This is a genomic window from Micromonospora sp. NPDC049891 (genome assembly GCF_040660295.1).
Taxonomy (GTDB): Bacteria; Actinomycetota; Actinomycetes; order Mycobacteriales; family Micromonosporaceae; genus Micromonospora.
Map to the genome: position 1 here is coordinate 1 of NZ_JBFAML010000054.1, position 12512 is coordinate 12512.

The following is a 12512-nucleotide window of genomic DNA, read 5'->3' on the forward strand; positions in this document are numbered from 1 at the left end:
TAGCGTACTGGGGCTGACGGTGACCGGTCGGCCCGAAGGTTGAACACATCGGTAGTTGGCCTCCGCTCCGCGCTCATCCCGCGTGGGGCGGAGGCCCATGCCTGGCGTCGGTCAGGTTCGGCACGTGTCGCCGAGAACCTGCGCTGACCGGTTGGTCGGGGTATGGACGACGTAGACGGCAGGGATGTTCACGCCGTTGCGCGGTCGAGGTCCGGTTTCGTGTCGGGAGGTTCGGGTTTCTCGGCTGCCGGTACGTTGCCGGACGGTACGTCCGTCTTGCCTTTGGCGGCCTGGATCTGCTCGTAGACGTGGGTACGCAGGCTGGTGAAGCGGGGGTCGGCCCGGGTGTGCAGCTGGTCGCGGGTATCCGGCAAATCAATAGTGAGTTGTTCCTGTATCACTGTCGGCGAAGAGGAGAGGATCAGCACCCGCTGGCCGAGGTAGACCGCCTCGTCGATGTCGTGGGTGACGAACAGGACAGTCACCCGTAGCTTGTGCCACAGGTCGCGGATCAGGTCCTCCAGGTCCGCACGGGTCTGCGCGTCCACCGCGGCGAACGGCTCGTCCATCAACAGTACGCTGGGCTCGTACGCGACGGCCCGAGCGATCGCGACGCGCTGCTGCATGCCACCGGAGAGCTGCCATGGGTATGCGCGGTGCGCGTCAGCGAGCCCAACCGCAGCCAGCGCCTCGCGCACCAGTTCCCGCCGACGGGCCTGTGGCAACTTCTTCTGCCGTAGCGGCAGCTCCACATTTTCGTACACCCTGTGCCAGGGAAACAAGCTGCGGCCATACTCCTGAAAGACCACGGCCATGCCCGGCGGTGGTCCGGTCACCGGACGACCGTCTACCAGGACCTCACCTGAGGTGGGCGCCAGTAGCCCGGCGATACATTTGAGCAGGGTCGTCTTGCCGCAGCCGGAGGGGCCGACCAGGCAGACCAGTTCACCGGCGTCAAGCGAGAAGGTGAGGTCGCGTACCGCCTCCACCCGGCGTTCGCGTCCCTCGTAGACCTTCCGCAATCCTCGAACCTCAAGCATGCGTGTCCCTTCCTGGCGATGCTCGTGCCGGCACCCGCCGTTCACGACGATCGTTGCGTGCGCCGTAGCCCGTGGTACCAGGCCAGTGCTCGTGCTTCGACTGCCCGGAAGACGAGGGAGAGGGCGAAGCCGAGCAGACCCAGCAGCAGGATGCCGCTCCACATCGATGGGATGGCGAAGCTGCGCTGGAACTGCACGACGGCGAACCCGAGACCGTTGCTGGCCGCGAACATCTCGCTGATCACCATCAGAATGATGCCGATGGACAACGCTTGCCGGGCACCGGCAAAGATCTGCGGGCTCGCCGAGCGCAGCACCAGATGGCGCAGCCGGCTGATGCCCCGGATGCCGTACGAACGGGCTGTCTCGGCCAACACACCGTCCACGGCACGGACCCCCTCCACCGTGTTCAGCAGGATCGGCCAGACGCAGCCGGAGACGATGACCAACACCTTCATTCCGTCACCGATCCCGGCGAAGATCATGATCACGGGTACCAGCACCGGTGGCGGAATAGCCCGGAGGAACTCCAGCACCGGTTCGGCCGCCGCTCGTACGCGCCGGTAGGAGCCGATCACGATGCCCACGCTCACGCCGAGCACCAGCGCGGCCAGGTAGCCCGCGGCAAGCCGGGCCACGCTGGGCAGCACGTCGTCGAGGAATCGCTGCCCCGTCCACACCTCGCCAAAGGTGCCCAGAATTGTACGCAACGGCGGGAAGTAGAAGTTCGCGCTGTTCAGGGTGGCCATCCACCATGCGGTGAAGAGCACCGCCGGCAGAGCGATGACCAGTCCGGCCTGACGGAGAACCCGGATCACGAGATCACCTCTCCACGGACGGACTGGTGCCAGGAGAGCACACGCCGTTCCGCCAGCCGCGCACCCGTATTGATCAGTACACCGAGCAGGCCGGTCACGACCACCAGTGCGTACATCGCCGGGACCGCGTTGGAGGTCTGCGCGATAGCGATCCGGCTACCAAGCCCCGGCGAGCCAATGATCAATTCGGCGGTGATGGCCAGCACCAGCGCCACCGCCGCAGCCAACCGCACGCCAGTCATCACGTACGGCAGCGCGGTCGGCCACAACACGTGGCGGATCCGCGCCCAGCGTTTGAACCCGTATGACCGGGCGGTCTCGTCCGCCACCGGATCGACATCCTGAACGCCATAGAGCACCTGGACGAGCACCTGCCAGAACGCGGCGTAGACCACGAGCAGCAGCGTCGAACGCAGGTCGGAGCCGTACAGCAGCACCACCAGCGGGATCAGGGCCACCGAAGGGATCGGACGGAAGAACTCGATCGAGGAGGCCGTGATCTCGCGTAGGTGCGGCACCACCGCGATGAGAATGCCCACCACGATGCCCGCCGCGGTGGCGATCGCCAGGCCGGCGATCCAGCTGGTCAGGGTGTCAGCGACGGCGGTCCAGAACGCCGGCTCGGCGAACTCGACAGCGAGCGCCTCCGCGATCCGGCTGGTGGGTGGCAGGTAGGCAGCCGGCACCATACCGACCCGAGGCAGCAGTTCGATCAACCCGAAAAAGATGGCCAGCCCGGCCAGCCCGTAGCCGACCGTCGCACCAGGCCAGCGGCGGCGCGCCGGACCGGCACCCATGCCGGCGGCCATGGCGCCGGGGGCGGGCACGGCCGTGGCCGTCCCGCCCCCGGGGGAGTCGGACCTCGTCATGAGAACAGCTTGTCCAGGTCGGGTGCGGAGGTGAAGAGTCCGTCCTGCTGACCGAGTCGCGCCAGCACTTCCAGCGACTCCCGGTTGTAGTCGGCCGGCCACTTCGGCAGCGTCAGCTCCGCCACTGTGGCCTCGTCAATCTGGGTGTAGGTCCCGATGATCCGACGAACCTCGTCCGGATTGGCGTCTGCGTATGCCAGCGACTCCCGCATGGCCTCGACGAACCGCTCGACCAGGCCTGGGTCCTCCTGAAGTAGCTTGTCCGAGGTGAAGTACAAGGCCACGGTGAGATCCGGTGCCACGTCGACGAAGTTGGACGCGACGACCCGACCACCACCGGCCTTGACTACGGACAGCGATGGCTCGACTACCCAGGCTGCGTCCACCTGGCCAGCGTCCAGCGCCGCCGGCATCTGCGGGAAGCCGATCTCGACGAACTGCACCGCGGCCGGATCCCCGCCGTCCTTGCGGACGGACTCGCGGACCGAGGTGTCCCCGATGTTCTTGAGCGTGTTGACCGCGACCTTCTTGCCGGCGAGGTCCTTGGCGGACTGGATCACGCTGTCGCCTCGGACCACGATCGCGCCGAAGTCGGCGCCAGCCTGACCGGTTGAGGCCACCCCGTTGACCACGGCCTTGATCGGGACGTTCTCGGTCTGGGCGACCATCAGTGATGTCACGTTGCTGAAGCCGAACTGGAGCTGCCCCCCGAGCACCCCAGGAACGATCGCCGCGCCACCCTGCCCGGTCTCCAGGGTCAGATCAATGTCCCGGTCGCTGAAGAAACCCTTCTCCTTGCCGAGGTAGATAGGCGCCACGTCGACGATTGGAATGACCCCGACCGTGACGCTGGCTGGACCACCGTTGCCTGCCGTACCGTCCGACGGATTCGAAGACCCGCATCCTGCGACCGCGACCACGAGGGCCGTGGCGGCCGCGAGCCCGGTGATGAGACGACGCATGAACCCCTCCTAGCTGAGCCAAGCCCTCGTGCTTAATACGCACGATCGTTCTCAGGGAGAACGTACGGGCCGCCTCATGTCTGGTCAACGGCTCATGTCGAACTCGTTACAGGTACCTATGCAGTGGCGATCTCGGTTGGTAGGTGCGGGTTTGACGGCCGTCAGCGACTCGCCATACTGTCGCGATCCGGCGAGCTGCTGTTCACATGGCGCACGCGGGTCGTCGAGTGCGGGCAACTCGCCGGCTCGCGTGACGCCGTCGGATGGCTGCCGCAAGGGGGTAGCGGAAGCGCGCCGTCGAGCGTGGCGGTGCGGCACTCCGACTTCGCCGAACCGAGCAACAGGACAGCATGGAGGACCATCGATGGGCGGGCGTTCCCGCGAGCCTTACTTCGTGCAGTCCCTGGAGCGCGGACTGGCGGTCATCCGCGCCTTCGACGCCACACATTCCGAGTTGACGCTGAGTGAGGTCGCCCGCGTCTGCGACATCACCCGGGCCACCGCTCGACGTTTCCTGCTCACCCTGACCGACCTCGGTTACGTGCACACCGACGGCCGGATGTTCCGGCTCAGCCCGAGGATCCTGGAACTCGGCTATTCGTACCTGTCCAGCGTCGGCCTGCCGGAAATCGCCCAGCCGCACCTGGAGCGCCTGGTCCACGAGGTGCACGAATCATCCTCGGTCTGCGTGCTCGACGGTGACGACATCGCCTACGTCGCCCGTGTCCCGACCAGCCGGATCATGACCGTATCGATCACGGTCGGCACCCGGTTCCCGGCCTACCTGACGTCGGTCGGCCGGGTCCTGCTAGCCCACCTACCAGAGCAGGAGATCGAACTCCACCTCAAGCGCATCCCATTCGAGCGGCCCACATCCCGCGCCGTATCCTCGGCGGCGATGCTCCGTACCGAACTGGCACGGGTACGCGCCCAGGGTTACGCCATCGTCGACCAGGAACTGGAGGAAGGACTGCGCTCCGTCGCGGCACCGATCCGCGACCACAACGGCACCGTCGTCGCCGCGGTCAACATTCCGGTCCACGCCAGTCGCAACTCGATCAAATCGATCCGACGTGACCTCATCCCGCCGCTGGTGGCATCGGCCTCTCGCATCGAGGCCGACCTCCGTCTCCTACCCTCGCGTGCCGGCGGCACAGGCCCCAGACACCTACCACCCAACGCATCGTGACACCGCCGCACCGGCCCGCACCACTGCCCCGATGGCCCCGGCCGCTGCTCATCGCCGGAATTGTTCTCGCCGCCCTCAACCTGCGGCCGGCCCTGGTCAATGTCGCACCGCTACTCGACCAGATCATGGCCGAGTTTCGGCTGACCCCGACCGCAGGTGGCCTGCTCACCACCACCATGGTCGTCTGTCTGGGAATCGTCGCGCCGCTCGCCGCGCCGATGGTGCACCGACTGGGTATGGAGCGCACCGTGCTGGCCGGCCTGGCTGTGCTCGCCGGGGGGATCCTGCTCCGCAGCGCCGGCGGTCCCGTGGTGCTGTACCTGGGCGCAGCGCTCGCCGGGTCCGGCATCGCGATCCTCAACGTGCTGATGCCGCCGCTGTTGCGACGGCACTTCGCCGACCGAGTAGGTCTGCTCACCGGGATCTACGTCGCGGTGCTAGTGCTCGGCGCCGCACTCGCCGGCGGCCTCACCGTGCCACTACAGCAGGCCACCAACACCGGTTGGCGGCTGACCGCCGCAGCAGTCGCACTGCTCGTCGCACCGGCACTGCTGGTCTGGCTGCCGCTGACGCGCGCTCGGCACGTCGAGCCGCGTGGCCCTCGTCCGTTCCGGACCCTGCTCCGGACACCGATCACCTGGTACGTCACCGGCTTCATGGGGCTGCAATCGCTCACGTTCTACACAGCACTCGCCTGGCTGCCAGCGATCTACACCGATGCCGGACTCGCCCCCGCCCAGGCCGGGTATCTGCTCGGTCTGGCGAACCTGACACAGATCACCACCGCCCTCACCCTGCCAGCCCTCGCAGCGCGAGCCCGCACCCAGTCCGGACACGTGGCGTGGGCGGCCGTACTCACCATCGCCGGCTACCTCGGGATGCTCCTCGCCCCGGGCTCGACGAGCTGGCTCTGGGCGGTACTGCTTGGCCTCGGTCAGGGGGCCTCGATCGCGCTGGCCCTGCTCCTTATTGCTCTACGCGCACCCGAGGCCGGCTTGATCACCGCGTTTTCCGCCATCGCTCAATTTCTCGGCTACATTCTAGCGGCGAGTGGACCGGTGCTCGTCGGCGCGCTGTACCAGGCGTCCGGCGGATGGACCGTCCCACTCGGGTCCGTCCTGGTGCTCCTGATGGCGCAGCTCGTGGTCGGACTGCGCGCCAGCCGACCCGCCACCCAGACCATCGATCGCGCAAACACCGGCACCCGGCCCCTCACCTCGCGACCGGACGACCACGATCACGGCCCCAACTGACGCGAACGAGCACCAGCGGTTGTCGGCGGGCCCCCGTCGGACTCCTGGACCCGGCCGCAGTCGGCAACAGCCTGCGCCCGGGAGGGTCCCCAACCTGGACGAAGATCATGGTCAAGCGGCGGCGCAAGACGCTCGTCGTCTGCGCCGACTGCCACCACAAGATCTACTCTGGGAACTGGGCCGCACTCACCCAGTGATCACCGGAAGCCGGACGCTCGGAAACGGGCCCGTCCGGTTCGGGAGGAGGACGTTGCAGAAGGACCGACCCCGGCAACCACCTCATCAACGCCCACCTCACCACCCCGGGCCGACTTGATCCCCTTCTTCAGAAGGCCGGTCTCGTCGACGATCAGCACTCCGTCGTCGTGGCCGAGATGTTCCGCCACGTAGGCGAGCAGGTCATCACGAACAGATCCGACTTCCACGCGGACCTGTTGAGCAGCCGCCGCATCCGGTTCGGCGTGAATCTCCGGCCGCCTCGGCCAAGGTCCAGCCGTTCTTGCTCGCCAGCGGCGGCAGCAACCCGACCATGTCTGTCAACGCCTGCCGACGCGGTTCCGTCCGCCCGAAACGGTGCGCGAAACGCGCCAACAGATCATCCAATCCTGCCCGCCTGCCGAACGACCACAACAGACAGACGGCGCGGCCCCGCAACCTATCCGTCTCGTACGTAGCAACGACATCCGCAGCTATGCGACCGACAGGACTCGGATATCAACCATGCCGATGACCTGCCGAAACCGAAGTTCACGCAAGTGCGGCTGAAGTACTAAGCCCTGACAATCGGCCCATTCCGGCGTGACCGAAAGTGGCCGCCCTTACGGCAATCCGCGGGGCGTCGAGGGAAACTCGGCGAGCCGAAACTCTGCGCGCAGAACCGGTCCCCTGTGCCCTCACTGCTGACCAGTGCTGTGGTCGGTAGGTTGACTGCGCAGGCCGTACGCCTCGATCGACGCTGCGGCGAGCGAGGCAAGTGAGTCCTGCCTTGTGGGTGGGTTGTGTGCGCACCGCAGGCGTTTCCACCGACCCGACGACCGCGGCCAGCAATGCGTAGAGCCGGTCGCAACACGCCGGCCAGAAGATCAAGTCGTGTCGGAGCTGAAAAGTGGGACTTTTGTCGCGAAAAGCTACATAGCGCCCACGTTGGACGTTCCTTAAGTGGACAGGCTGAGAGGGAAGCTACGCTAACTCAAGTCAGAAGGCCAGTATGGAGGAACAGTTGATCAACTCCGCCCGCGCGCCTTACTACGTGCAATCCCTGGAACGTGGACTGGCAGTCATTCGGGTCTTCGATGCCGCGAATCCCGAGTTGACACTCAGTGAGGTCGCTCACGCCGCCGGTATGACCCGGGCTTCCGCGCGCCGCTTCCTGCTTACTTTCGTAGCCCTAGGATACGTTCAAACCGACGGTAGGCGATTCCGGCTCACTCCTCGAATTCTGGACCTGGGCTACGCATATATGTCCAACGTCGGCTTGTCCGACCTATCCCAGCCGCACCTCGAATGGCTCGTCAAAGAAGTGCGTGAATCGTCCTCTGTCTGCGTGTTGGATGGCGATGACATCGTGTACATTGCCCGCGTCCCAACGACGCGGATCATGACCGTGTCGATCAGCGTGGGCACCCGGTTTCCGGCCTACCTGACGTCCGTGGGGCGGGTTCTGCTCGCCCACCTTCCCGAGCAAGAGATCGCGCTGCATCTTCAACGCGCACCCTATGACAGGCCGACCTCTCATACGATCGCCTCGGCAACGATGCTCCACCAAGAGCTGAACCGGATCCGGAGCCAGGGCTACGCCATCGTTGACCAAGAGTTGGAGGAAGGACTGCGATCCGTCGCGGCACCGATCCGTAACCACAGTGGTGACGTCATCGCGGCGATCAACATACCGGTACACGCTGGCCGCAATACCGTGAGCTCGATCCGGCGCGATCTCGTCCCACCGCTGTTGGCAGCCGCCTCCCGCATCGAGGCTGACCTCCGACTGCTGCCTCGGCAGCCGAGCGGGGAGTAGAATCAGTGGGTGGTCTTAGGTTGCTGAGGCCATGGTCAGCACAGGTAACCCGCTCAGAGGCAGTTCGAAGGCTCTGCCCTGGGCACCAACCTGCGCCCGCACCTCGGTCCGGGGGAGACGCTACTGCTCTCGGTGGCTGCTGGACGGGGAGCCACTGGTCGCAGAAGCTAACCCGCTAGTCCTCTCCGACGGGCTGTTCTACGAGTCGTAGATGCGGGTCATCCTCGACGATGGCACCCGGACCAATGGGGCGGCCCGGATGACGGTCAGCGGCGCCAACCGCGCCATGATCATCTCCCCGGCGGAATCTGACCGTACGCAATCCAGCCTCGCCACGGCCAGCATCGCCGACATCTCCACCGGGTGCGGGCCGCCTGAGGGCCTGTCTCGGCGTGTTGAGTGAACGGCACGGACGTCCTGGCACCGGTGCCAAGCGCTTGCGGCGACCGATCCCGCCGGGCATGTGGCTGCAGCCGACCGGCACGTGCGTGGGTGCTGGCCCACCCGGAGGTGGGCCGGCGCTCGGGCTGCCGCCCAGTCAGTCACGCCACGTCCGACGCGCGTACCAGCGACTCCCGGCCGAGGCCACAGATCCGTTGCCAACCGCGTCAGCCAGTCGACGGGGTGGGGCCCCGGGCAGGAGGGGTGCCCGTGAACTTGTCTCTGTCGTGTCAGGCGATGCTGCAGGTCGCTCCGTTGAGCGTGAACTGCGTCGGTCTTCCGGTGTCGCCGGTGTGCGTGGCTTGGAAACCGAGGCTTACCGAGGTTCCGGCCGCAATGGTGCCGTTGTAGCTGACGTTGCGGGCCGTCACCGCACCGCTGGCCGGCGAGAAGGTCGCGTTCCAGCCCGACGTGATGGTCTGTCCGCCCGGCAGGGTGAACGCCAGTGACCAGCCGTTGATTGGGGCGCCACCGGTGTTGGTGATGGTGATGGCGGTGGTCAGGCCGGTATTCCAAGCGTTGATGGAGTACCCGACCTGGCAGGCTGCCGAGCCGGGGGGAGTGCTGGGCGACGGGGATGGCGTACCCGTCGGCGGGCTGGTGGGCGATGGGCTGCCGGTCGGCGGCGCCGAACCGAACTGGGTGAAGAAGCGCCAGGTCTCGGCGGGCAGCCACTGCGAGCCGTCGCGGTCCGTCGGGGTGGGCGTGTGTCCGCCGTCGAACGTGTGCCAGGCAACCGGACGCCCGGCCACGCACCCGGAATAGGTGAAGCTCGTATGGGTCCCGCTGCCTGCCGTCGTCTCGGGCGGGTTCGCGGCGGTGCAACCGTTGCTCGCGACAAATCTGTTGCGCATTGTGCGTGCGCCGGAGATCGGGAGCACGGTGTCACTGACGCCATGCACCTGCATGTACGCGATGGGTTGAGTGCCTCCGTTGCACTCGCTGATCAAGCCGCCGTTATAGACGGCGACCGCCCGGAACATGTCTGGCCGGGCGCATGCGAGTGCGTAGCTCATGCCGCCGCCATAGCTGAACCCCAGCGAGAATCGCTGCGACGTGTCAATGCAGAGATCTGCCTCGACCGTTCGGATGATGTTGTCGATGAAGGTCACGTCCTGGCCGCCAGTGTTGGGCCAGCCGGTGAGCCCTCCGCTGGTGAGGCCCTGCGGGGCGACGAAGATTGTGCTGTTGTTGGCCAGCGCCTGGAGTCCGTAGAAGGGCTGGATCATGTTGCCGTTGGCGACGTCGCTGGCGCTTCCGCCCAGCCAGTGGATGCCGAAGATCAGGCGGTGGGGTTTGGTGTTGTTGTAGTTGGCGGGCAGCCGCAGGATGTAGCTACGTTGCGTCTCGCCTACCTGCAACGAGTGGTTTCCGTTAGTCAAGGTCGGCGTCCGGCCGCAGCCGGCACTTGCTGCGGCGATGATGACGTCCGCCGCCGCCGGCACCATCTGCGCGCCGGCCACCGCACTGACGGCGTAGGCGAGCGTCATCGCGACAACAGCCGCAGCCCACCGCTGGCGGCGGCCCTTACCTTCTCGCATTGAGGTACCTCCGTTCTCTGTCGTGTGGCTTTCCGGCTTCGGGACGCACCGGCGGTCGATGCCGCTTCTGTACTCGCGGCCGGGATGCGTGCGCACACATGACCACCGTGCTGGGGCGGCTACCTGGGTGTGGTGCTGGCTGCCGCCGGTTCTGGCGGAGCGGAGCCCCACCTCCTTCCGGAATAAATTGACGTCGACGAATGAGTATGGTCACAATCGAGCCATGAACGCAATGGGAACTCCTGTTCGCATGGTGAACAAACGCTGGTTGTCGGTCAATCTCTGCGGAGCGCGGGAGGAGGACGGCTGCTTGTTGGCCTGCACCGCCGGCTAGCACCAGCAGGCCGGGCGATCTCCCGGTACTGACCTCGACAAGCCACCACCACACGCCTATGCGCGACCACCACACCGCTCAGGTCCTCAAAGGAAGGCACAGATATGATCGGCGAACCGACAGGGGTGCACCCACACTCGACGTCAGGGCAGCTGCGGCGATCTCGATTCCTCCCGGCCGTCGTGGCGCTGCTCGTCGCCGCCGTAACTGGCGTGGCGGCGATGACATTGACTAACGCGGTCACGCCGCTGGGCGCATCACCCGCCCAGGCGGCACCCTGCACTGCAACGATGACGCCCGGCACGGTCTGGGGAGACCGGTACAACACCTCGGTGACGGTCAGCGGCGCCAGCAACTGGACCGTGGTTGTCGCGGTCAACGCACCGCAGTCGATCACCACCACCTGGAGCGGCAGCGCCAGTCTGAGCAACAACAACACCGTGCTGACGATGCGCTTCAACGGCAGCGGCAACACGTTCGGTTTCACCACGATGATGAACGGCAACTCGGGCGCCCGGCCGCAGATCAGGTCGTGCGAGGGCGACGGCACCGGTCCGACGCCCACCCCGACGGCGACCCGCCCGCCATCCGGCGGTGCGAACACGATGGGCTTCATTGGCTGCTCTATGGCCGAGAACGTCGCACAGGGCTACCGTGCTGTCGGGGGCCAGCGTATGTGGGGTCCCTACGGCACCGGCGGTGCGGTCGTGCAGTCCTGGACCAACACCAACTCTGCCTCCTGGCAGAGCTTCGACCGGCAGGCTGCGCAGTATGGCCGGCCCACGACCGTCTGGATTCAGATCTGCATCTTCTCCCAGAACGGCGCCACCTACAACGAGGTGCGGCAACTCATCGCCAACGCCCGCCAGCACGCGGCGCCCGGCGCGAACATTCTTATCTCCGGCCAGCCGCTCTACGACCAGGGTCAGACGTGCTTCCTGGCCGGCTCCGGTGGACCGGAACTCACCGACAGTCTCGCCCGCCAAGCCGCCGCCGACGCCAGCCAGAACGTGACCTATGTCGGCGTCTTCCGGCTGCGGCCAAATGAGGTCTCCGACGGCTGCCACGCCAACTCTGCAGGCCAGCAGTCGCTGGGCCGCCAGGCAATGGGCTACTGGGGCTGACGGCCCAGATCGGCTGTCCGGATCACCCGCCAAGGCACCGGTGAACAGTGGGCGGCATCTTCTCCGCGCTGCGGATCAGCGCAGCGAAGATGCCGCCCACTCCTGCGGTGATGTTTCCCGATCTCGCTGGCAGAAGTTCAATCCGCTTGTGATCCCGGAGCTTAGCAGTCCGTAGGGGTATCTATCTGTCCAGCTAGTTACCCCTGCGGATCTCAGTCGATAGTGCTCGATAGCGCCGGATGCTAGGCCGTCCGGGCTCACGCCGGGATCACTGGTGGCTTTAGTGCAAAGCCGTAACTTGGTAGGGGCGAAGAGGGTGCCGAGCCGGCTCGGCTTCTGCCAACTCTGCCTTCTAAGTTGCCCACGCCAGGCAGCGGCGACGCTCCGCCGGCGTGACCTCATCGCCCCCACCAGGGATCGCAACGTGTTAGAGCAGCGTGCCCCACTCCGCGAGCAGTGGCCGGTCCTTATCGCCCCTACAGGGATCGCAACTCGGGGAGCCCCGGGTTGATGTTCCTCGGGTCTCTCGGAGCCGTGTTGGTTGGCGTCAGGCTGCGGATAGGGCGATCGGGTGGAGCTTCTCATACTCGATCGGGGTGAGCATGCCCAGTGAGCTGTGGCGGCGTTGTCGGTTGTGGAAGATCTCCAGTACTCGAAGATCGCGTTGGCCAGTTCGATGCGGGTGCGCCACTTCCGGCGGTTGAGTAGTTCGGTTTGCATGCGGCCCCAGAACGACTCGATCATGCCGTTGTCGTAGCAGTCGCCGATGGATCCCATTGAGGGTGCCAGGCCAGCTTCCTGGACTCGGCGGGTGAAGGCCCATGAGGTGAACTGACCGGTTTCAACCAGTCGTTGCAACACGACTGTCCTGAGCGGACGGTAACAGATCGTTAAGGGCTTCGCCGGGCGTTCTCCACCCGAGTGCCT

12 protein-coding genes and 1 pseudogene are annotated in these 12512 nt (G+C 66.2%); 6 read left to right on the plus strand and 7 right to left on the minus strand.

Features of this window, described 5'->3' with window-relative positions:
• Positions 1 to 188 precede the first annotated feature (188 nt).
• The 4 genes from AB0I71_RS31940 to AB0I71_RS31955 are packed head-to-tail and all read right to left on the minus strand — an operon-like array spanning position 189 to position 3689.
• Positions 189 to 1040, minus strand: a complete 852-nt coding sequence (locus AB0I71_RS31940; RefSeq protein WP_357591043.1) for an ABC transporter ATP-binding protein — start codon at positions 1038 to 1040, stop codon at positions 189 to 191.
• Between the two features lie 41 nt (positions 1041 to 1081).
• Complete coding sequence (locus AB0I71_RS31945; RefSeq protein ID WP_309223685.1) at positions 1082 to 1858, minus strand: ABC transporter permease subunit; 777 nt, start codon at positions 1856 to 1858, stop codon at positions 1082 to 1084.
• Positions 1855 to 2727 (minus strand): ABC transporter permease, encoded by an 873-nt coding sequence (locus AB0I71_RS31950; RefSeq protein ID WP_230462806.1) that lies wholly within the window; start codon positions 2725 to 2727, stop codon positions 1855 to 1857. Before AB0I71_RS31950 ends, AB0I71_RS31945 begins: the two co-directional genes overlap by 4 nt.
• A complete protein-coding gene (locus AB0I71_RS31955; protein ID WP_155220998.1) occupies positions 2724 to 3689 on the minus strand; it encodes an ABC transporter substrate-binding protein in 966 nt (321 codons plus the stop codon). Before AB0I71_RS31955 ends, AB0I71_RS31950 begins: the two co-directional genes overlap by 4 nt.
• A 364-nt stretch (positions 3690 to 4053) precedes the next feature.
• Here AB0I71_RS31955 and AB0I71_RS31960 point away from each other — a divergent pair, with 364 nt between their 5' ends.
• The 3 genes from AB0I71_RS31960 (at position 4054) to AB0I71_RS31970 (ending at position 6328) form a co-directional block, all read left to right on the plus strand.
• On the plus strand, positions 4054 to 4878 hold the full coding sequence (locus AB0I71_RS31960) for an IclR family transcriptional regulator C-terminal domain-containing protein (RefSeq protein ID WP_155220996.1): 825 nt from the start codon (positions 4054 to 4056) through the stop codon (positions 4876 to 4878).
• Positions 4875 to 6131 carry an MFS transporter gene (locus AB0I71_RS31965; RefSeq protein WP_309223684.1) on the plus strand — a complete coding sequence of 419 codons (1257 nt, stop codon included), beginning with the start codon at positions 4875 to 4877 and terminating at the stop codon, positions 6129 to 6131. Before AB0I71_RS31960 ends, AB0I71_RS31965 begins: the two co-directional genes overlap by 4 nt.
• 71 nt (positions 6132 to 6202) lie before the next feature.
• Positions 6203 to 6328: a hypothetical protein gene (locus AB0I71_RS31970; RefSeq protein ID WP_357591052.1), complete on the plus strand. Its 126-nt coding sequence runs from the start codon at positions 6203 to 6205 to the stop codon at positions 6326 to 6328.
• Here AB0I71_RS31970 and AB0I71_RS31975 read toward each other — a convergent pair whose 3' ends face one another.
• The gene (locus AB0I71_RS31975; protein ID WP_357591047.1) at positions 6329 to 6556 is read right to left on the minus strand and encodes a hypothetical protein; all 228 of its coding nucleotides are present in this window, start codon (positions 6554 to 6556) and stop codon (positions 6329 to 6331) included.
• 782 nt (positions 6557 to 7338) lie between these two features.
• On the opposite strand from AB0I71_RS31975, the gene AB0I71_RS31980 reads away from it, so the two are divergent.
• Both AB0I71_RS31980 and AB0I71_RS31985 read left to right on the plus strand, forming a co-directional pair.
• Positions 7339 to 8145 (plus strand): IclR family transcriptional regulator C-terminal domain-containing protein, encoded by an 807-nt coding sequence (locus tag AB0I71_RS31980; protein WP_155220994.1) that lies wholly within the window; start codon positions 7339 to 7341, stop codon positions 8143 to 8145.
• A gap of 211 nt (positions 8146 to 8356) precedes the next feature.
• Entirely contained in the window at positions 8357 to 8548 is a 192-nt protein-coding gene (locus AB0I71_RS31985) for a hypothetical protein (protein WP_357591049.1), read from the plus strand.
• A 268-nt stretch (positions 8549 to 8816) separates the two neighbouring features.
• On the opposite strand, the gene AB0I71_RS31990 is transcribed toward AB0I71_RS31985, so the two are convergent.
• Positions 8817 to 10076 (minus strand): cellulose binding domain-containing protein, encoded by a 1260-nt coding sequence (locus tag AB0I71_RS31990; RefSeq protein ID WP_155221073.1) that lies wholly within the window; start codon positions 10074 to 10076, stop codon positions 8817 to 8819.
• A 489-nt stretch (positions 10077 to 10565) separates the two neighbouring features.
• Between AB0I71_RS31990 and AB0I71_RS31995 the strand changes: the two genes are divergently transcribed.
• Positions 10566 to 11585: a hypothetical protein gene (locus AB0I71_RS31995; RefSeq protein WP_230462804.1), complete on the plus strand. Its 1020-nt coding sequence runs from the start codon at positions 10566 to 10568 to the stop codon at positions 11583 to 11585.
• A 547-nt stretch (positions 11586 to 12132) separates the two neighbouring features.
• Here AB0I71_RS31995 and AB0I71_RS32000 read toward each other — a convergent pair.
• A pseudogene (locus AB0I71_RS32000) lies at positions 12133 to 12419 on the minus strand (integrase core domain-containing protein); the annotation flags it as partial.
• Between the last annotated feature and the right edge of the window lie 93 nt (positions 12420 to 12512).